Below are 19,553 nucleotides of genomic sequence, written 5' to 3'. Positions count from 1 at the left end.
GAGCGGAGTCTTTTTAGTTTTGATCTAGTTAACTTTATAGATGATAAACTTTGCGGTTTAAAGAGTTACACCTTTCTCATGATCAACGCCTGAGCATTAAGCATCGCTTCCTTAGTACTGACATCTAACGTTTTCACGTTCGCAAAGCGTTCTACTTCTTTAATCGCCACGTCGTGAGCAAAGATCACCAGCCTCGCCCTTTCAATATCTTTCTGCGTGATACGATTGCCTATTCCGTTGGCACCCTGCGTTTCGACTTTAATCCGAACCCCAAGATGATGCGCCGCCTTTTCTAAGGATTTCGCTGCTAAGAATGTGTGGGCAACGCCTGACGGACAAGAAGTAATCGCCAATACCTCCGCTTGCCCTTCTTCCGTTACCGAGCCACCCGTGAACTGATTAGAATTCGCTTCGCCTTCGACCACGTTCTTTTTCAGCAGTATTACAATTAAAGCCGTGGTAAGAGCCCCTGCGAGTGTGCCAATGATGTAGCCAATCTTGCCATCCACCACCGGCAGCACAATCCAGCCGACCACGTTACCAACTACGCCACCAGCAACAACAGCAGGCAGAACGCGCGCAGGATCGGCGGCTGCAAAAGGAATCGCGCCTTCACTGATGCCAATCATTCCCATGATGCCTGCGGCTTTTCCGGCTTCGCGTTCGTCGCGTTTGAATTTCTTCGGTGATATGAAAGTCGCCAATGCCATGCCGAGTGGCGGTGTACAAATTGCTATCCCGACACCGCCCATCAACCATGGCTGAGTATTCACCTGCGTTTGAGCAAACAGCGTGGCTACTTTGTTGATCGGGCCGCCCATATCAAAGGCCGTCATCGCACCCAAAATGCTACCCAACACCACTTTCCCTGAACCTGCCATGCCAGTCAGCATCTGGTTCATCTCTAGCATCACTTGGGCAATAGGAGAACCAATCACCCACATCACAGCGCCACAGGTAACAAAGGTGCCGACTAGTGGATAGATGAAGATCGAGCTCAGCGAGATCATGCTATCTGGCAGTTTGATCTTCTTGAGCAGATTCACCACAAAACCCGCAAAGAAGCCGACCACAATTGCACCGAGAAAACCGGTGTTGTATTGATTGACCGCGACCCAAGAACCAATCATACCGGGCGCTAAACCCGGTTTGTCGGCCATTGAATACGCGATGTAACCACCCAGCACGGCGGTAAACAGGGTTAACCCTGCGATGCCCATTTGTGCGATGTCAGCCAAAACGCCACTCTCAGGCACTGCGCCATGACCCGACATCATTACCGACAAAGACAAAAGCACACCACCCGCGACCACGAATGGAATCATGTGTGAGGTGCCGTATAACAAGTGTTCTTTAAGACGATTAAGAGATTGTGCCCAAGGGCTTAATGGTTCGACATAAACTTCATGATGGCTAGAGGCGTAACTATCGAAAGGTTCAAAATTGGCTTCGAGAAACAGCTCTTGAGCTTCTTCGACCGACTCCACCGCCTTTAATTTTGTAACAAAGCCATCTTCGATAAGTCTGGTCGAAATCTGAGCTAGTACCTCGATATGGTGGTCGTCGTGGTTGTTTGGTGAAGCGAGCATAAAGAACACGTCCGACAGCTCGCCGCCGTCTGCGCCATAATCGATGCCAGATCGGCTGATACCTACCGCCACAGCTGGTTTAGCTACGGCAGTACTTTTCGCGTGTGGAATCGCAATACCATCGTCAAAGCCTGTATTACCGATGGCTTCACGCTTCCAGATATCATCAAGGAATTCACGTTTATTGGAGAGCTTACCGGCACGGTCGAGCAGTTCAACAAGCTCTTCAAATACCGCCTGTTTTGAGTCTGCTTGTAAATCTAAGCAGATGATCTCGGGCTCGATAATGTTGGTGATATCCATATGCTGCTCTGCCTCGCCTGATTTCAGACTGAAGTAATTAGTATCTGTTAACCTAGAGATAAGGTTAATAAGATGAAAAGATTAACGGTGTGAAGGCACTCAATATATAGGACGAAAGGTGCATTAACTGGATTATTGTAACCAAGAACTCAGAGTGTGACTTTCACCTTGGAATAAAAAACGCCAATCCATAAAATCCACAGAACCCATAACAATATCGCCCCTCCCTTATGCGAGCTTTCTATACTGGATTTTCCATGCAAGATAGCTTTTCCAAGGTAGCTTCTGAAAGGTAGCTTTTGTAACGTAACAGGGACGAGATTAAGCCGAGAATAATAATGAGAATTGTAGCGGTAACTGCGTGCCCTACAGGCATTGCGCACACCTATATGGCAGCTGATGCTCTAAATAAAACAGCCCCTAAGTTCAACGTTTCAATCAAGGTTGAGACGCAAGGCGCTATGGGTATTGAAAACTTACTGACAGCCCAAGATATTACCCTCGCAGACAAGGTGTTGATCGTCTCTGATATCGACATCGGACAACTAAGCCGATTTGACCCAGCTAAAACCGTATTTGTTCCAATGGAAGAGGTGTTGTTGAGTGTCGATAAAGTTTTTATTAAGCATTGTCGAACTTAAGCTTTTGATGAACGAATACCAGATCACCTTCTTCGTTAACGATCCTGCCGCGAACTCACATGTCGCACAGCCGCTGACTCGCTTAGCGAAGAAGTTCAAAAGCAACATCCGCATTATCAACATCACTCAAAATCGAACCGCTGATCTCTCCAAATCCGTTGCGATGCTGCAAGTAGGTTTACTTCGTGGTGATTTGTGTCAGATAACCGCGGTTGGGATTGATGCGGAGCTGGCCTGTTTCGTTCTCAAAGATGTCATTGCTGAGCATTACGACATGGTTGGCTCACAAGTGAACCATGAATTCTCTAAAGATTTAATCCAGCGAATGCCACAAATATGCCCGCCTTGTGACATCAAATGGCACCACGCTAAGGCGCAAACCCAACTGACCAAATTTGAGTGCTTAAAAGGGCTCGCTCACCTTGTTTATCCAGAAGACCCAGATGAGTTGATTCTGACATTTATTAAGCGGGAGGAACGCTCTTCAACCTGCGTGTCACCAGGTATCGCACTGCCGCATGTGATGTTTGAATCGACTCAAGATCTCTCGATTGCGGTTATCGTCAGTGACGACCCGATTGACTGGGCATCACGTATCGGCGAAGTGCACGTTGCTATTGCACTCGTTCTGCCAACTAAACCACAACGAGAACATATTATTGCGGCGACCAACCTAACTCGAAACCTGCTTCACGATCAGGTCAATGAGCGTCTGCAAAAGACCCGAAGCAGTGTCGACCTGCAAGCCTTGTTGATGTACATCTCGTCACGCCTGATTTGATTACCAGCTCGTTAGTTCTAGATGGATCCTCGATATTCGGTCGGCGTTCTTCCGGTGCGATTCTTAAACACTCGACAGAAGTAGTTCACATCCTTAAAGCCACAACGCACTGCCACTTCATTGAGCTTGAAGTTGTACTTTTTGAGCATGAACTTAGCGCGATCGACCCGCACGCGGGTAATGTACTCTGCTAGCGTCATGTGGCCTTGCTGACGGAACATTCGCGACAAGTGATTGGATGAAATGCTAAAGCGTGAGGCAATGCTGTCTCGGGTGATTTGGCGGTGGAAGTTCTCTTGAATGTAGATACAAATCCCCTGATACACATCCTGTACTCGGCTATGAGATTTTTCTACGGGCGCTTCCAGCATGATTTTACTGTATTGCAGTAGAGCTTGCAGCAATAACTCATCCATCGGCTGCTTGTTACTCTCTCTCGCTAACGAGCTGAGCGCCTCCAAGATGTTATCAATCGCAAACCCAGAGCGAGTCTGAATACTGTGCTTTTGAATATCGTAAAAGCTCTCTTCCCCTTTGCGCTTACTCACCAAACTTAAACCCAGCTGACGACGACCAAACAACATACTCAACACTGAGCAGTCAGTATCCCAGTTAGGTTTATTCCAACAGTTAGGCGAGATGAAAATAGCGTCTCCGGCTTTGGCAATAACGTTAGTGATCTTGCGATCATGACTCTCCATTTCATTAATATACTCTCCGTCTAGCACCAGCTCTAAACGCGGAAAGTTCACCTGATAACTGAATGCTGAAGGCGTGTGAAAATCTCCCGCAAACCAGATGTTATGAAACGGTTCTCGCTCGTTTAATACCGACGAGATTAGGTCATGAAATATCATTGTTTCGAACTCTTATAAGCAGCAATAAGGCTACGGGAATAGATATACTCCTTAGTGAAACATAGCGCTATTGAGCAAAATCACAATTTGAGATCTAGGTTACAAAAATCCAGTAGTGGAAATAAATCTCCAGTCTAAGGCCAGATTTAGAACACTGTTATCATGATAGAAAAATCAATCTAAGCCCTTATCAATAAAAGCGTTATAACCTCATAAAAGCTGTCAACACTCCCCCAAACAGGCACTCCTAACCGATCAAAATCACACTCCATTTATAAGGCAACAATCATCCAGTAAATGCATTTTTTCTTCACTACAGAAGGCAAGCCGTAGATTCCAGAATACCCCTAACAAAATAAAAACAGAGTAGGGGTTCATTATGATCACGACATTGATCAATCAAGATTTGATTAAGCTTTCGCTTAGCGCTAATTCAAAAGAAGACGTATTTAAAGAGCTGATAGACGTGCTTTACGCACAAGGCAGAATCTCAGACAAAGCACAGTTTCTTACCGACATTAAGGCTCGTGAAGAACAAGGTAATACCGGATTTGAAGAAGGTATTGCTCTGCCACACGCGAAAAGCGCTGCGGTGATTAAACCCGCGGTTGTTATCGGTGTCCATCAACAGGGTATCGAGTACGGCGCAGATGACGGCCAGCCATCAAAATTATTCTTCATGATTGCCTCTCCTGATGGCGGCGATAATCACCACATCGAAGTACTGGCAGAACTTTCTTCAAAACTGATTGAAGAAGGCTTTATCGAAAGCTTCATGAATGCTCAATCTGAACAAGAAGCATTAGAACTACTGCTTAGCAAACCTGAGCCTTCAGAAACGGAAAACAACGTTGAGAAACAAGGCTTCATCATTGGTGTGACAGGCTGCCCAGCTGGCGTTGCACACACTTATTTGGCAGCTGAAGCGCTAGAGAAAGGCGCAGCGGCTCTTGGCTATGACATCAAGGTCGAAACCAACGGCTCGATAGGCGTTAAAAACAGCCCGACTCAAGAAGAGATCGAACGCGCAGATGCGATTGTGGTGGCTTGTGATAAACAGGTCGACATGGCTCGTTTTGCTGGCAAACGCGTTGTCTGCACTAACGTAAAAGCACCAATCAAAAACGCACAAGGCTTGATTCAGCAAGCGCTCAATGCACCTAGCTACCAAGCTGAACAAGCACCGACCAACCAATCTGTTGTAGAAAAAGCCTCACAAGCGCGTTCGGACCTTTATCGTTACTTGATGAGTGGCGTATCTCACATGATCCCATTCGTGGTGACTGGCGGTCTTTTGATTGCCCTAGCACTAGCTATTGGTGGTGAGCCGAGTGAATCTGGCATGGCAATTCCTGCTGGCAGCATGTGGAACCAAATCCTAGAGGTCGGTGTGGTTGCGTTCACGCTGATGATCCCAATCTTGGCTGGCTACATTGCTTACGCGATTGCTGACCGCCCTGCCCTAACTCCTGGCCTTATCGGTGGTTGGATTGCTAACAACGGCTCTTTCTATGGCGCTGACGCGGGTACAGGCTTCATTGGTGCAATCATCGCTGGCCTATTAGTCGGCTACTTCGTTAAATGGATTACCTCGTTTAACTACCACAAATTCGTTCAACCACTTGTGCCTATCATGATCGCTCCGATCACTGGATCTCTATTCATCGCGGGTCTATTCATCTTTGTTATCGGTGCACCTATCGCCGGGCTGATGGATGCTCTTACAGCACTGCTAACCAGCATGAGTACAGGCAACGTGGTTCTGCTTGGTATTGTACTGGGTGGCATGGCCGGTTTCGATATGGGCGGTCCATTCAACAAGGTGGCGTTCCTATTCTCGGTCGGCATGATTGCCAGCGGCCAAACTCAATTCATGGGTGCAATGGCGTGCGCAATTCCTGTGGCTCCACTGGGCATGGCTATCGCGACCAGACTTGGCCGTAAATTCGACCTGTTTGAATCTTCTGAAATTGAAGCAGGCAAAGCAGCAGGTGCGATGGGCTTAGTAGGTATCTCTGAGGGTGCGATTCCTTTCGCAGCGCAAGATCCAATGTCGGTTATCCCTGCCAACGTGCTTGGCTCAATGACTGCAGCTGTTATGGCGTTCTCATTTGGTATCACCAACAGCGTTGCTCACGGTGGCCCTGTTGTGGCTCTGCTCGGCGCAATGAACTACCCAATGCTGGCACTGCTGTGCATGGCATCAGGTGCAGGTGTGACTGCGGTTACTTGTATCGCGCTTAAAAATCTACGCAAAGCCAAGCTAGCAACAGCAGCGGCTTAAGCCATTTCAACTCCAATGGCTTGAGCCCACTCTAGTCTCGTATTTTAGTAAATCGAGTAGAGCTCAAGCCATGTTTCCCTTCATGGTGATCTCGATGTCTGATTTTTCTTTAGCGAACGACTCGTTCGTACAACGCTTTTTCTACCCTATGACCAACGTGATTCAAAACTACGCATGGGGTAGCCCGTCTTCGTTTAGCCAACTGTTTGGTATTGATAACCAATCTGGTGAGCCACAAGCGGAGATTTGGATGGGCGCACACCCCAATGGTTGCTCAATGGTGACTGATAACGGGCAACAGACCACATTGTCGAGCTTGATTTCTAAGAACCTAAACTTGTTTCTAAGCGAGAAAGTGGCGAGTCGCTTTGGCGAGTTACCTTATCTTTTCAAGGTATTAGCGGCTGAGAAAGCGCTGTCTGTTCAAGTACATCCAAACAAACAGCAAGCGGAATCTGGCTATGCTCTTGAAGAGCAGCAAGGCATTCCAATGACAGCTGGCAATCGTAACTACAAGGATCCTAATCATAAGCCAGAACTGGTGTATGCCCTAACGGACTACACGGCGATGAATGGCTTTAGGTCGATCAGCGAGATCCTTGAGCACTTCCATTACCTCGATATTCCTGAGCTGCACTCGATGGTTAACGACCTCGCGGGCGATCAAACGCCTAATGGATTAGCCAGCTTCTTCGCGAGCTTATTGTCTTTGCAAGGTGAACAAAAAGGCATGGCGCTGACCATGTTGTTGATGAAGGCGAAGCTTTCTGATGCCCCTGTGTTCCAGTTGATTTCAGAGCTAGAACAACAATATCCGGGTGATGTAGGCCTGTTTGCTCCGCTACTGTTGAACGTGATCACCTTAAAGCCGGGGCAAGCCATGTATCTGGATGCCGAGACACCCCACGCTTACATCAAAGGTACGGGCTTAGAAGTGATGGCGAATTCAGACAACGTACTCCGCGCAGGGTTGACGCCTAAGTACATGGATATCAATGAATTAGTCTCTTGTACTCAATTCAATGAAAAGCCTGCGGATAGGTTACTGCTCAGCCCGATAGAGCAAGGTGATGTGATGGAATACCAAATTCCAGTCGAGGATTTTAAGTTCTCTATCGTGCAAAACTCACATCAGCGACGGATCACTACCGAAGGTGCCGAGATCCTACTACCTCTCGACGAATCTATGGTGCTTACTCACCAGTGCGGCGAAACCTGCGTGATAGAGAAAGGCCAATCGGTATTCATTCCTGCTTATGCTGAGAGCTACAAACTGGACTGCGTTGGCCGAGTAGCGCGTGCTTACAGCTAGCTCCCTTAGAACTCAGTACAAAGTCTTACTGCCCTGCTCATGCGGGGCATTTTTGTTGCTGATGAGGCCGCTCGGCGTGTCAAAAACATAATCAAAAACACCATCAAATATGACCCATCTCACACTGGATGAATGATGCAAATCACACTTAATTTTGCTTGGTACAAATGTACAGTGAAGGGCCTTTATTTGCTATTTCGCGAATGCCGTTAATCCATTAATTTTAATTCAAGAACTTCAATAGTGAATGAGTTAATAAATGGTCACACAGCTAACTAACGTCAACTTAATTAATAACAACCTTCAAGCGAATAATAAAAAAGAACTGTTTGAAGAATTGGCAAGCATGTTATTTGAAAACAACCGAATCAGTAATAAAGAAGCCTTCTTGGCAGACATTGAAATTCGTGAATCTCAAAGCATTACCTCAATGGACGGCATCGCTTACCCACACTCAAAAAGCAAGGCGGTAACTGAGCCAGCAATCGCTGTCGGTGTTAAGCGTAAAGGTATTGATTATGGCGATGAAGACGACATCAATCCAACCGTATTTTTTATGATTGCCTCACCCGACAACGGTGCTGACCATCATATTTATGTACTACAAGAACTATTTGGAAAGTTCAGTGATGAATTTATTCAAAATATCCATAACGCAAAAGATGAACATCAAATCCTTAATATTTTAATTAATTCATAAGGCGTAGAAAATTATGAGCAGCCTAGCAAATCAAGCTACGAATACCAGTAGCAATTCTAATAATAAGAATAGTAGTAGCGACTATAAAAAAATCCTTAGTACCATGAAAGGTCACCTGCTTTTCGGAACCTCACACATGCTACCTTTTATCGTAGCCGGTGGTGTTCTGCTGGCTTTAGCGGTCATGGCATCAGGCAAAGGTGCGGTTCCGGCCGACGGCCTGCTGGCAGACATCTCTAATATCGGTATCAAGGGCCTTGTTCTTTTCCCAATCATTCTTGGCGGCTTTATTGGTTACTCAATTGCAGACAAACCAGCACTAGCGCCAGCGATGATCTCTTCTGGCATCATGGCTGACATGGGCGGCGGCTTCCTTGGCTGTATCGTGGCGGGCTTTATCGCCGGTGGCGTGGTGTTCCAGCTTAAGAAGATCCCGCTTTCTGCGAACATGACAGCGCTAGGTGCTTACTTCATCTACCCGCTTCTAGGCACGTTAATCTCTGCAGGTATCGTATTGTGGGGCATCGGTGAACCAATCAAACTGTTCATGTCTTCTATGAACGAGTTCCTAGCTTCAATGGCTGGCGCATCTAAGATGGTTCTGGGTACAATCCTTGGCGGTATGACGGCGTTTGATATGGGCGGCCCTATAAACAAAGTAGCGACCCTATTCGCTCAAACTCAAGTAGATACGCAACCTTGGCTAATGGGTGGCGTAGGCATCGCGATTTGTACACCACCTCTAGGTATGGCTCTAGCAACGTTCCTATTCAAAAACAAGTTCTCTAAACAAGAGCAAGAAGCAGGTAAAGCGGCTGCAATCATGGGCTCAATCGGTATCTCTGAGGGTGCGATCCCATTTGCAGCGAACGACCCAATGCGCGTACTTCCTTCAATCGTTGCCGGTGGTATCGTGGGCTGTGTATTCGGCTTCATGACAGACGTTCTACTGCACGCACCGTGGGGCGGCCTAATCACTGCGCCAGTATCAAGCAACATTCCAATGTACGTCGTCGGTATTGCGCTTGGCTCGCTAACCACAGCCGTTATCGTAGGCTTCTGGAAACCGGTAGCGGTAGAAACAGAAGAAGACATGGTTGAAGCGCCAGTACAAGCTCAAGCCGCTCCTGCAGCAGGCGAAGGCGAGTACGACATCGTAGCTGTAACATGTTGCCCTTCTGGTGTTGCACACACCTTCATGGCGGCGAAAGCACTAGAAAAAGCAGGTGCGGCAGCGGGTCTGAAAATCAAAGTAGAAACTCAAGGTCAAAACGGTATTCAGAACCGCATCACCGACCTAGATGTGGCGAACGCGAAGCTGGTTATCTTGGCTCACGATATTCAAGTGAAAGACGCTCACCGCTTTGCTAACGCGAACGTGATTGAGTGTTCAACCAAGGAAGCAATGAAGAAAGCCGCGACTATGGTGGCTATCTAAAACCTGAAACAAGTTAAAAGATAAAATTACTACCCCCTAGTAACTAAAATCCCCATTCGCCTAGTCAACGAATGGGGATTTCTTTTTACAGAATAACTCGTAGGAGCAATAGAATCAGCTCTTAGGATCAAGCGTCTCTTCGGTTTCTAAATCGAATAAGTGACATTGGCTGGTGTTGAAATGCAGCACCGTTTCTTCACCACTGTTTGCCGTGCGATCCGCATCAAAAGGCACGCGAGCCACCAGCTTATCTGCACCGAGTTTAAAGTAGAGATACAGCTCATTACCCATCGACTCAACCACATCAAGCCTGTGCGTTTGAGTATTCACTTCCGCCAGCGGCGCATCGTGATTAGCCAGTTGAATGTGCTCTGGACGAACACCAAACCATACCCACTCACCCATCTTTTCACGAGCGATAATCTGCTTGTCTTGTGGCAGTGTCCAACGAGTCCCACTTTCAGAGACCACGTTCATCACGCCATCAATCTCATCCAATCTCACCTTGAGAAGATTCATCGCTGGCGAACCAATAAAGCCTGCGACAAACTTGTTTGCTGGGTACTGATAAAGGTTCATTGGCGTATCGACTTGCATAATCTCACCTTGATTCAACACACAGATGCGATCGCCAAGGGTCATGGCTTCCACCTGATCGTGTGTCACATAGATCATGGTGGCGTTCTGCCCTTCTTGCTTCAGGTTATTGTGCAGCTGTGCAATGCTGACACGAGTCGAAACACGCAGCTTTGCATCCAAGTTAGACAAGGGCTCGTCAAACAAAAACACATCTGGCTTACGCACCATCGCACGGCCAAGCGCCACACGCTGCCTTTGACCACCCGACATTTCACCCGGCTTATTATTTAGCAGATGTTCAATATCCAGAGTCTTGGCTGCATCTTCAATTCGCTCATTGATTTCATGCTTTGGCAGCTTCTGTTGCTTCAGGCCAAAAGCCATGTTTTCGTACACCGACATGTGCGGATAAAGCGCGTAGTTCTGAAACACCATCGAGATACCACGATCTTTAGGTGGCAATTCGTTTACACGCTTATCGCCAATGTAGACATCACCTTCTGAGATATCTTCAAGGCCTGCGATCATGCGAAGTGTCGTGGATTTTGCGCAGCCAGACGGCCCAACAAACACCATGAACTCACCTTCGCGAATATTCAGATCGACACCGTGCACAGCCTTAAAACCATTTGGGTAGGTTTTTTCTACCCCTCTCAGTGTGACTTCAGCCATAACCTGTCCTTAAATCAATTCGTTAAATACTATCTTTGCAATCTGTCGTGGACGTTTTAGCCACGTTCTTGCAGTTGATTGAGCTCAAAATGGGCAACCGATGCGATAACCAGATCCGCTACTGGTTCTAATTCGCTGTGTTGAGCCGTACCCGTCAGCACACCAACATTGCTTGCGCCTGCATTGCGGCCAAATTCCATATCTGAAACCGTGTCACCAAACATGATCACTTCATGTGGCTCAATACCGCATTGCTCACAGAAGGCATTGAGTAGTGCGGGCGCTGGTTTAGGTTCGATATCGCCATCAGAATAACCAACATAATCGAACATCTCGCTCAAACCCGATTGCTCCAGTGTGTAGATGGTCGAGTCTTTGGTGTCTGCGGTCGCGATACCTAAAATCATGCCTTGCTGCTTAAACAGGTCAAGCTTTTCAGCCACACCCGGCAGGGCTTCAATCCAGCTTGGGTTCTCTTCCACTTCATCATTGAAAGCGGCTTTGGTCACCTTAGTGAATTCAGTGAGCGAGACATTCGGTTGCAGCATGTTGAACCACGCTGTTGCGGTATCTTCCACTGGATTTGAGGCTAATAGTCCATAGTTATCAACCACATCACCTTCAACACCGATGGCCAAGAGTAACTCAACAGGTGTGACAGTTTGATTACCTTGGTGTTGGTCACTGTAAGATTTCACACGCTCACAAGCACCACGAGAAACGTTAAGCCACATCTTGTGGAACTCTAACAATGTGCCGTCTTTATCAAATAACATCGCCTTAAACTTCATCACGGCTCATTCGCTCCATTAGTTCTCCCCAAGTACGCACTAGGGGTTGGTTAAATTCTGGTTGTTTGCCGTCGAATACGGCGTTGATGCAGCCTTCAAACTCACGTTCGTCAGATACGGGTTGAGGGCTGTTGATTAATGCAGAAGAAAGTTCTCCACGACGGATATCCACTCGACACCAACGGTAGCCTTCATCAATATGGATACTTTGTAGCTCATCACTCAAAACGATTCGGTCAATAATCTCGCCATCGACCACGCACTCAGCGTAGTAAGGGTTTTCTGAATCAGTAACTGCAATACGGTAACTAAGTGCCTGTCCTTGAGAGTCATTACCCGGTAGCAAGTCGCCTAAGTTGATGTCAAACTTCAGGCCACAGCGGCGCTCTAGGTAAACTTGCCCATTACGCAAACCAGACAAGATGCCTTCGCCGCTCAAACCATGGCTGTAAACGAAAGTTGATGGGTCACCGTAGATAGAAGGTTCATCCGATTTTGGATTGCGTTCATGGGGTTCAAGGTGTGAATCACTGCCGCCAATCGCCGTAATGCGTTGGCCACAATTCCACATGTCATTGAGAACCAATAACGCCTCTTCGGTCGCTTTTGGCGAGGTCGACCACGTTGGGTCGCAGGACACTTCAAACGTAGACACTTGGCTGAGATCCACTTGATCGTAATGCCAATGCCACGGCTTCATCATCGGGTGATTAATGCCAAGGGAACTGTGTCCGCCATTGTGTCCACTTCTAGCTAAGCTCAATCCGGCTTCCATGGTCGCTTGGCTGCTGTGCTCAACGTCTCTAAGGTCTAAAGACTTAACCGGGCCATGCACATTAAAGTGCCCGAGATCGGTCGTCACTTCTAACGCTGGTAAAAACAAACATTGGTTTGAGACAGGCAGTTTAGGCTGGCAGATGTTGTGCTCAGTGAAGAAGAAGAAATCGAGCCCTTGTGATTCCACAATCTCTTTCGCCGCGGCCAAGGTATTGTGACCATCAGAAAGCTGAGTGTGGGCGTGTAAATCACCACGATACCAGCGAGAATCAGAGCTCAACATGTGGCTGTAATCAAACTCGATATCGTGATTAGCGGTGACCGTTGGGTTCAGTTCTAGCTCACTCTCTACTCCGTCAGTACCTAGCTCATCAGAACAAAGCACATCGACTTGATACTGCATCGCGCGTTCAGTTCGAAACTCACCTTCGAGATTGTAAAGTTCTAAGAACCACTCGCCCGATGGAATCGCACCATCAATTGCGCCTAGCCCTGAGTTTTTCGGTTGAATCGTGAGTGACTTGTGCGCCTTTTCAAACAACACCTTGCCACGAAATGCGTGGTTGGCATCGTAGGCCGCTGCGTATAAGAATCCTTTTGTCACCGTCGTACCAATAATGGTTACGCAGTGAGAACCTGCTGGCACATCAAAGGGGATACGCACTCTGCCAAACGGCAGCTCTCCTTGAAATTGGGTCATTGTCTTCACCAAATTCGTCCTAATTGAAGGACTGGGTAAAAAGAGGCCCACCCGAATAGATGGGCCTTTGTTAGTTCATCGTTCGCTATTAATAGCTATTCGCTGTTAACAACTATTCATTGCTAATAACTCTTTGTTTTTAATAAATAAGAGCTAATAACTTTACTGATTAAGAACGATTCGCTCGGTCTAGTGCGCGTTGTGCTTTCTTCGCCGCTTGTTTTAGCGCTTGGTCAGCTGGCACGTTTTGGATTTGAATCTGATCCGCTGCCACTTTCAGAGCGTCCATGATCTTACCGTTGGTAGGGTCTAGGAAGTCTTTGGTCGCCGTGTTCGCTTGCTTCAAAGGAATCAGAGCTTGCGGGTTATCTTTAGTGAACGCTTGGTATTCTGGTACTTCAGAAACGCTGTTACGCACTGGGATGTAACCCGTGAACATTGACCATGCCGCCGTGTTCTTCGCATTGGTGTAGAACTCAACAAACTCGAATGCACCTTTTGCTGCTGCTTCGTCGGTGCCTTTTGGCATCACGTAAACCAGCGCACCCGCTTGTGGTGCAGAAGGGTTTGAGCCCCAACCCGGTTGTGTGGTTGCCGAAAGCTTAGTGAAGTCCAAGTCACCTTGGTCACCCGATGAACCTGTATAACCCAGTGCGTTGTCTTTCATCACGTCATCAATGGTTTTGTACCAGTATTCCCAACCTTGACCGCCGTAATGAATACGCATGATTTGATCGTCGTGGATCCACTTACGGAAACTGTCCCACACCTCAACCCATTCAGCTGAATCGATTAGCACTGTTTTGCCATCATCACTGATGATCTTCGCACCGTTAGAGAAAGCCGCGTCAATCATGTTGTCTTGGCCCCACATCGGCTCCCAGCCGTAAAAGGTCACGTTGCCTTTGTCATCACGTTGAGTAACTTTCTCCGCGACTTTAGCCACGCCTTGCCATGTGTTTAGGTCTTGCTCGGTAAAGCCGTTATCTGCCAATACCTGCTTGTTGTAGTAAAACACTTGAGTCGTACCGTAAGCAGGTAAGCCGATGATGGTGCCGTCGTCTGCCGTCACTTGGTCTTTAAACGCGCCAATGAAATCAGAGAAGTTGAACTCTTCATCCATGAACGGCGTTAGGTCACGGCTCAGACCACGCCCGTGCATCGCTTCCGCACGACCTGAATCTAATAGCACAAGTTCAGGTGCCGTTTTCGACGCTAAACCAGCTTGCAGCTTCTGGTAGGTTTCCGTGTAGTTACCTTGCAATGCAGGCTTCACCACATACTCATCTTGGCTCGCGTTGAACTCTTCGATGAGCTTAGTCATCATTTGCTGTGGCTTAGTACCACCGGAATACCAAAAGTTAACTTCGGTTGCCGCAAGAACACTGCTAGAGAACATCGACGCGCTTGCTGCGCCAGCACACACTAGTGCGAGAGTTTTTAGTTTCATTTCCGTTTACTCTTTTACGCCGTTATCGGCGATACCTGAAAGAATCGTCTTTTGACAAATGACGAATAGAATTAACAAAGGCAATACTGCAATGGTGCTCGCCGCCATAATTTGCGACCAGTTCAACCCATAGTTACCTTCGGCAATAAAGTAGTGACGAATACCAGTAGCGATCAGATTTAAATCCTGAGTCGTAATCACCAGGCTTGGCCACATGTAGCTGTTGTAATTGGTAATAAAAGTGATGAGGAACAGTGTTGCGACTGCTGCTCGGCATTGCGGTAAGATGATTGCCCATAAGATCTTGAGCTCACCTGCACCATCAATTCGTGCCGCTTCAATCAGCGACGGATGCACCTTGATAAACACTTGGCGTAGATAAAACACACCGAAAACCGACGCCGCGTTCGACGCAACTAAGCCCATGTGTGAATCCAACAAACCCAGTTTTGCCAAAGTGATGTAAGACGGAATGTAAGTCACTGCACCCGGCAGCATGTAACAGCCCATCACGATGAAATAGAGCACGGTCTTCGAGCGAAACTTCAGCTGAGTCAGCGCGTATGCAAACATCGCGGAATTCACAATCACCAACAGAGTCGTGAACAAAGCCACGCTAAAGCTGTTGAAGATGTACAAGCCAAACGGCGCGCTGTGGAAGGTTTCGACAAAGGTCTCCCAGCGAAACTGCTCTGGAATCAAGTCCAGTGGGTTAGCAAAGATCTCATCATTGGTTTTCAGAGAACCAGACAACATCCATAAGAACGGGAACACCATAATGGTTCCGCAGGTTGCCAAGAACAGGTGCTTAGCCAGTGCGATAAACGAACGGCGATCCACTGAGCTTCTCTTTGACGCAATCTCTGATTTGGCCGCTTTCGTTTGGGTTGTGACTTTAGATTCAGCCGCTCTTTGATTTAAGACTTGATTGGCATCCAATACTTGCGTGGTCATAATTCTGTCCTTTCAAAAATCGACTAGTAGTACACCCAGCGCTTGCCGATGTAAGTATTAATAAGTGCCAACAATCCAGTAATCAGGAATATCACTAACGATGTTGCGGCCGCAGGTCCCATTTCGTAACGCTCAAACGCTTGTTGGTAGAACAAGTACAACAAGGTACGAGTCTCACCGCCCGGCCCGCCTTGCGTTAGGATCTGGAACTGATCGAACGCCTGCATTGCCGTGATAATGTTGACCACTACTAAGAAGAATGTGGTTGGTGAAATCAGCGGCAACGTTATCTTCAAAAATCGCGTTAAGCTGCTGCAACCATCGATCAAAGAGGCCTCATACAGGGACTCTGGAATCTTGTTGAGCGCACTGATGTAAAACAGCATCGTCCAACCAATCGCCTGCCAAACCGTCACGATAATCACCGCAATCAAGGCTGTGTTTCCGTTCTCTAACCATGGAATTGCGCTAAACCCTGCCGACTCTAATAAGTGGTTGGCCAAGCCTGACTTCGTCTCGAACACCCAAGACCACACAATCGACACCGCGACCGTTGGCGTGATCCAAGGAGAGAAGATCACCGCACGATAGAACTGGCTGCCCTTGAAGTTTTTGTGCAACAACATCGCAAACACAAGCCCAAGAATGATGGTTGGAATCACCACTCCGACAGAGAACCAAAACGTGTTGAGTACTGCTTGAATGAACTCATAGTCCTCAACCATGTACTCGTAATTTTCTAAACCGATGAACGAATAATCTGGCGAGATGTAATCCCAATCGGTGAAGCTGATATAAATTGAGTAACCAAATGGTACGAGCCAAAAAGTAAACAGTGGCACCAACAACGGTGCGGTAAATAACAGTACCTTTAAGCGGTTTTTCATTGGTTGTGAGAAAGCACTCATGGTGACCTCGTCCTTATTTGTATGCGGTTAAACTAAGTGTTTTTTATGACAGGTTAGTAAGAGCGCCCTTCATTTTTTTTATAGCTATCCATAAGAAAATCTTTACTCCAGTTCACCGTCTTCCATCTGGTGATAAAGCCAATCACAGAAGAAATTCACCTTGGCGCTGCGACTGTGTTTAGTAATCAAATAGTGAGCAGATTCGGCAGGCATCGAGGATTCGCTTGCCAATACCAGGTCTTCTTTCTTGAGTAGTTCAGACACCGCGAGCGAACGCACTAGCAACATTCCAATGCCATGTTTAACTGCTTCTAAGGCATGCAGAGAGTTACTCACTTCGAGCAGAACCTTAGGTAATGCCATCTCGAATTGGTTGTGGCCAAGCCATTGCAGCCAGTTCTCTCGGTAGCCTTTCACCTGAACCGTCGGCAGAGCAGCAAAGTCATGCTTACTGAGTAATTCTTGATGCTCAGATTTGAATTGAGGGCTGCACACCAACTGCCAGTGTTCTTGAAACAGTCGCTCACAATGGGTGTCTTCGCTTTCGACCTTGCCGTTAGTCAGTTCGATATCGACATTCTGGCAAGGGTTGGTTGATGGCCAGTCCACCAGCTGAATATCGAGCCTGATAAAAGGGTATTTCTTATAGAAGGCTGGCAGTCGAGGTAACAGCCAGTTATGACAAAAGGTGTGGTTTACGCGCAGGCTCAACACGTCGGTTTCTTTTTCACCGAACAAGATCTGAGTCTGCAATTTAAGGTGAGCAAGTGAACCTGCCACAATCGGTTGATAATGCTGAGCAGCTGACGTCAGCTTTGCGCCTTTAGAGCTGCGTTCAAACAAGGTGGTATCGAGGAAGGTTTCTAAACTTTTGAGCTGTTGGCTAACCGCCGCTTGCGTGACACAAAGCTCTCGGGCAGCCGCGCCAATGGAACCAAGACGAGCAACAGCTTCGAACGCAACAAGAGCGCGTAAAGGGGGTAACATGGCTTCACCTGATTGAAATAAAAGTGAAAAATACTTCAATCAGGTTTCAGTTTTTTGCGGTTACCGTTACAGATTAATGACGAAGGGACGTTGATCAGATATTTATGATCAACGTCCCTTTTCTTCTATTTCATATTGTTATGCGAAATGCCAGAACTCGCATCCGGCCTATCTATTCTTTGATGTAGAGGTCTTTAGAATAGATGCGCCCTTCCACGTTGTTCTTTGCAAAGCCACCCACACTTGGTCGTACTAGACGAGCCTGCATGTAGTAATAGATGGGTGCGATAGGCATATCTTCAGCCAGTAACTGCTCTGCTTGATCATAGAAACCTTGACGATCTTGCTCGTTGGTTGCTGACAGTGCGCTGTCCATAGCAGAGTCGTAGTTGTCATTGTTGTAACGGGCAAAGTTACCTGAAGACTCAGATCGCAATAAGCTCAAGAAGGTCGACGCTTCATTGTAGTCACCACACCAAGAAGCGCGCATCACATCAAAATCACCTTGGCGACGTGATACTAGATAAGATTTCCATTCTTGGTTTTCCAACTCAACTTGCGCGCCTAGGTTGCCTTTGAGCATTGAAGCGATAGCCACAGCAATCGACTTGTTCGACTCACTGGTGTTGTAGAGCAGTTTGAAATCCAATGGGTTAGCTGCATCGTACCCCGCTTCTTTCAACAGCTCTTTTGCCTTTTGGTCACGTTCCTTTTGAGTCCATGTGCTGTATTCAGGCTGAGTCGCATCAAAGCCTGCCGTGTACTCATGAGCAAAGGTATAAGCCGGTAGGTTACCCACCTGAGTGACACCGTTAGTGATCACATCACGCATCATGGAATAAGACACCGCTTTACGTACTCGCGCATCATCAAAAGGTGGTCGCGTAGTATTGAATGCGTAGTAGTAAGTACACAACAGAGGCACTGTGGTAAACGCATCTTGATATTTGCTTTTAAGCTGCTGCGCCATGTGTGTAGGCACGTCCGAAGTAATATCAACCTCGCCCACCGCATAACGGTTAATCGAGGCATTCTGATTCTCAAACGGAATATAAGTTACTTCGGTTAAGTGGGTATCTGAACTGTCCCAGTACGTCGGGTTCTTCTTAAGCTCAATACGCTCGTTCACCACCCACTCGTCCAACACAAATGCGCCATTACCAACAAATTGCTTAGGATCGCTCCACGGCTTGTCGCTACTCTCTAGGGCTGCTTTGTGCACTGGCATCATGGATGTGTGGCCCGTCATCGCCACAAAGTAAGGCACTTTACTATCGAGTTCGAACTTCACCGTGTGTTTATCGACTGCAGAGATACCTAACTCTTCAACTGGCTTTTTGCCTTCGGCTACGTCAGCGATATTGTTGATTTGAGTAAGCTTTAGGTACCACACATTTGGCGATGCCGTTTTAGGGTCTACCGCGCGTCTTATCGCATACACGAAATCATCGGCCGTCACCGGATCGCCATTCGACCACTGCGCGTCTTTACGTAGGTGGAATACAAACGTCTGGTTGTCTTCGGTTTCCCAAGACTGTGCAACACCTGGGGTGATATTGCCATCGCGATCTTGAATCACTAAACCTTCAAATAGGTCACGTAGAATGTGCATTTCTGGCAGGCCTTCTGCTTTCGCAGGGTCAAGCGTCGCCGCTTCTGCATCGTTAGCACGAACTAAATGTTGTTCTTTCGCCAGAGAAGTTCCCGCAGGCAATGTGTCAGCAACGGCAGTTACTGAGATAAAAGGGGTCAATAGAGATGAAATGAGTAAAGCCGTTGAATGTTTCTTAAAATCCATATGTTTTTGCTCTCCTAGCCTATCTTTGAAGC

General features: G+C 47.3%; 16 protein-coding genes. 6 read left to right on the top strand and 10 right to left on the bottom strand.

The genetic code is table 11. From position 1 onward, the window contains the following. Positions 1-65: 65 nt before the first annotated feature. Positions 66-1,892 carry a fructose-specific PTS transporter subunit EIIC gene (locus LMH68_RS17925; protein ID WP_229648207.1) on the bottom strand — a complete coding sequence of 609 codons (1,827 nt, stop codon included), beginning with the start codon at positions 1,890-1,892 and terminating at the stop codon, positions 66-68. A gap of 338 nt (positions 1,893-2,230) precedes the next feature. Here LMH68_RS17925 and LMH68_RS17920 point away from each other — a divergent pair, with 338 nt between their 5' ends. Both LMH68_RS17920 and LMH68_RS17915 read left to right on the top strand, forming a co-directional pair. Further along, positions 2,231-2,533: a PTS fructose transporter subunit IIB gene (locus LMH68_RS17920; RefSeq protein WP_136979973.1), complete on the top strand. Its 303-nt coding sequence runs from the start codon at positions 2,231-2,233 to the stop codon at positions 2,531-2,533. Positions 2,534-2,540: 7 nt separating this feature from the next. Then, positions 2,541-3,314, top strand: a complete 774-nt coding sequence (locus tag LMH68_RS17915; RefSeq protein ID WP_229648222.1) for a PTS sugar transporter subunit IIA — start codon at positions 2,541-2,543, stop codon at positions 3,312-3,314. A gap of 17 nt (positions 3,315-3,331) precedes the next feature. Here LMH68_RS17915 and LMH68_RS17910 read toward each other — a convergent pair whose 3' ends face one another. Beyond that, complete coding sequence (locus LMH68_RS17910) at positions 3,332-4,171, bottom strand: helix-turn-helix transcriptional regulator (protein ID WP_229648206.1); 840 nt, start codon at positions 4,169-4,171, stop codon at positions 3,332-3,334. Between the two features lie 379 nt (positions 4,172-4,550). Here LMH68_RS17910 and LMH68_RS17905 point away from each other — a divergent pair, with 379 nt between their 5' ends. The 4 genes from LMH68_RS17905 to LMH68_RS17890 all read left to right on the top strand — a co-directional run bounded on the left by LMH68_RS17905 (position 4,551) and on the right by LMH68_RS17890 (position 9,905). Beyond that, positions 4,551-6,455 (top strand): fructose-specific PTS transporter subunit EIIC, encoded by a 1,905-nt coding sequence (locus tag LMH68_RS17905; protein ID WP_229648205.1) that lies wholly within the window; start codon positions 4,551-4,553, stop codon positions 6,453-6,455. A 94-nt stretch (positions 6,456-6,549) separates the two neighbouring features. Continuing rightward, positions 6,550-7,767, top strand: coding sequence for a mannose-6-phosphate isomerase, class I (gene manA / locus LMH68_RS17900; RefSeq protein WP_229648204.1), 1,218 nt, complete (start codon positions 6,550-6,552; stop codon positions 7,765-7,767). 259 nt (positions 7,768-8,026) lie between these two features. After that, positions 8,027-8,467, top strand: coding sequence for a PTS sugar transporter subunit IIA (locus LMH68_RS17895; protein WP_102421523.1), 441 nt, complete (start codon positions 8,027-8,029; stop codon positions 8,465-8,467). 13 nt (positions 8,468-8,480) lie between these two features. After that, positions 8,481-9,905 (top strand): fructose-specific PTS transporter subunit EIIC, encoded by a 1,425-nt coding sequence (locus LMH68_RS17890; RefSeq protein ID WP_229648203.1) that lies wholly within the window; start codon positions 8,481-8,483, stop codon positions 9,903-9,905. Between the two features lie 114 nt (positions 9,906-10,019). On the opposite strand, the gene LMH68_RS17885 is transcribed toward LMH68_RS17890, so the two are convergent. The 8 genes from LMH68_RS17885 to LMH68_RS17850 form a co-directional block, all read right to left on the bottom strand. Beyond that, positions 10,020-11,156 carry an ABC transporter ATP-binding protein gene (locus LMH68_RS17885; RefSeq protein WP_017064948.1) on the bottom strand — a complete coding sequence of 379 codons (1,137 nt, stop codon included), beginning with the start codon at positions 11,154-11,156 and terminating at the stop codon, positions 10,020-10,022. A gap of 56 nt (positions 11,157-11,212) precedes the next feature. Further along, entirely contained in the window at positions 11,213-11,947 is a 735-nt protein-coding gene (locus LMH68_RS17880; protein ID WP_102332227.1) for an HAD family hydrolase, read from the bottom strand. After that, positions 11,937-13,424 (bottom strand): CehA/McbA family metallohydrolase, encoded by a 1,488-nt coding sequence (locus LMH68_RS17875; protein ID WP_229648202.1) that lies wholly within the window; start codon positions 13,422-13,424, stop codon positions 11,937-11,939. Before LMH68_RS17875 ends, LMH68_RS17880 begins: the two co-directional genes overlap by 11 nt. Before the next feature lie 169 nt (positions 13,425-13,593). After that, the gene (locus tag LMH68_RS17870; RefSeq protein ID WP_229648201.1) at positions 13,594-14,874 is read right to left on the bottom strand and encodes an extracellular solute-binding protein; all 1,281 of its coding nucleotides are present in this window, start codon (positions 14,872-14,874) and stop codon (positions 13,594-13,596) included. A 6-nt stretch (positions 14,875-14,880) separates the two neighbouring features. After that, positions 14,881-15,828 carry a carbohydrate ABC transporter permease gene (locus LMH68_RS17865; protein WP_102428702.1) on the bottom strand — a complete coding sequence of 316 codons (948 nt, stop codon included), beginning with the start codon at positions 15,826-15,828 and terminating at the stop codon, positions 14,881-14,883. Positions 15,829-15,851: 23 nt separating this feature from the next. Beyond that, positions 15,852-16,736: a carbohydrate ABC transporter permease gene (locus LMH68_RS17860; protein WP_017074494.1), complete on the bottom strand. Its 885-nt coding sequence runs from the start codon at positions 16,734-16,736 to the stop codon at positions 15,852-15,854. A gap of 102 nt (positions 16,737-16,838) precedes the next feature. Continuing rightward, positions 16,839-17,723, bottom strand: coding sequence for a LysR substrate-binding domain-containing protein (locus LMH68_RS17855; RefSeq protein ID WP_229648200.1), 885 nt, complete (start codon positions 17,721-17,723; stop codon positions 16,839-16,841). 172 nt (positions 17,724-17,895) lie between these two features. Then, entirely contained in the window at positions 17,896-19,521 is a 1,626-nt protein-coding gene (locus LMH68_RS17850; protein WP_229648199.1) for an ABC transporter substrate-binding protein, read from the bottom strand. Positions 19,522-19,553: the final 32 nt, after the last annotated feature.

This window comes from Vibrio sp. F13 (genome assembly GCF_020806305.2).
Taxonomy (GTDB): Bacteria; Pseudomonadota; Gammaproteobacteria; order Enterobacterales; family Vibrionaceae; genus Vibrio; species Vibrio crassostreae_C.
The sequence above is the reverse complement of the archived record's forward strand: the minus strand, read 5'-3'. Positions and strand labels throughout refer to the sequence as shown.

Excerpts from the sequence above, each read along its gene's own strand:
- LMH68_RS17925 (WP_229648207.1), bottom strand. The coding sequence starts at position 1,892 with ATGGATATCACCAACATTATCGAGCCCGAGATCATCTGCTTAGATTTA.
- LMH68_RS17920 (WP_136979973.1), top strand. The coding sequence starts at position 2,231 with ATGAGAATTGTAGCGGTAACTGCGTGCCCTACAGGCATTGCGCACACC.
- LMH68_RS17915 (WP_229648222.1), top strand. The coding sequence starts at position 2,541 with ATGAACGAATACCAGATCACCTTCTTCGTTAACGATCCTGCCGCGAAC.
- LMH68_RS17910 (WP_229648206.1), bottom strand. The coding sequence starts at position 4,171 with ATGATATTTCATGACCTAATCTCGTCGGTATTAAACGAGCGAGAACCG.
- LMH68_RS17905 (WP_229648205.1), top strand. The coding sequence starts at position 4,551 with ATGATCACGACATTGATCAATCAAGATTTGATTAAGCTTTCGCTTAGC.
- manA (WP_229648204.1), top strand. The coding sequence starts at position 6,550 with ATGTCTGATTTTTCTTTAGCGAACGACTCGTTCGTACAACGCTTTTTC.
- LMH68_RS17895 (WP_102421523.1), top strand. The coding sequence starts at position 8,027 with ATGGTCACACAGCTAACTAACGTCAACTTAATTAATAACAACCTTCAA.
- LMH68_RS17890 (WP_229648203.1), top strand. The coding sequence starts at position 8,481 with ATGAGCAGCCTAGCAAATCAAGCTACGAATACCAGTAGCAATTCTAAT.
- LMH68_RS17885 (WP_017064948.1), bottom strand. The coding sequence starts at position 11,156 with ATGGCTGAAGTCACACTGAGAGGGGTAGAAAAAACCTACCCAAATGGT.
- LMH68_RS17880 (WP_102332227.1), bottom strand. The coding sequence starts at position 11,947 with ATGAAGTTTAAGGCGATGTTATTTGATAAAGACGGCACATTGTTAGAG.
- LMH68_RS17875 (WP_229648202.1), bottom strand. The coding sequence starts at position 13,424 with ATGACCCAATTTCAAGGAGAGCTGCCGTTTGGCAGAGTGCGTATCCCC.
- LMH68_RS17870 (WP_229648201.1), bottom strand. The coding sequence starts at position 14,874 with ATGAAACTAAAAACTCTCGCACTAGTGTGTGCTGGCGCAGCAAGCGCG.
- LMH68_RS17865 (WP_102428702.1), bottom strand. The coding sequence starts at position 15,828 with ATGACCACGCAAGTATTGGATGCCAATCAAGTCTTAAATCAAAGAGCG.
- LMH68_RS17860 (WP_017074494.1), bottom strand. The coding sequence starts at position 16,736 with ATGAGTGCTTTCTCACAACCAATGAAAAACCGCTTAAAGGTACTGTTA.
- LMH68_RS17855 (WP_229648200.1), bottom strand. The coding sequence starts at position 17,723 with ATGTTACCCCCTTTACGCGCTCTTGTTGCGTTCGAAGCTGTTGCTCGT.
- LMH68_RS17850 (WP_229648199.1), bottom strand. The coding sequence starts at position 19,521 with ATGGATTTTAAGAAACATTCAACGGCTTTACTCATTTCATCTCTATTG.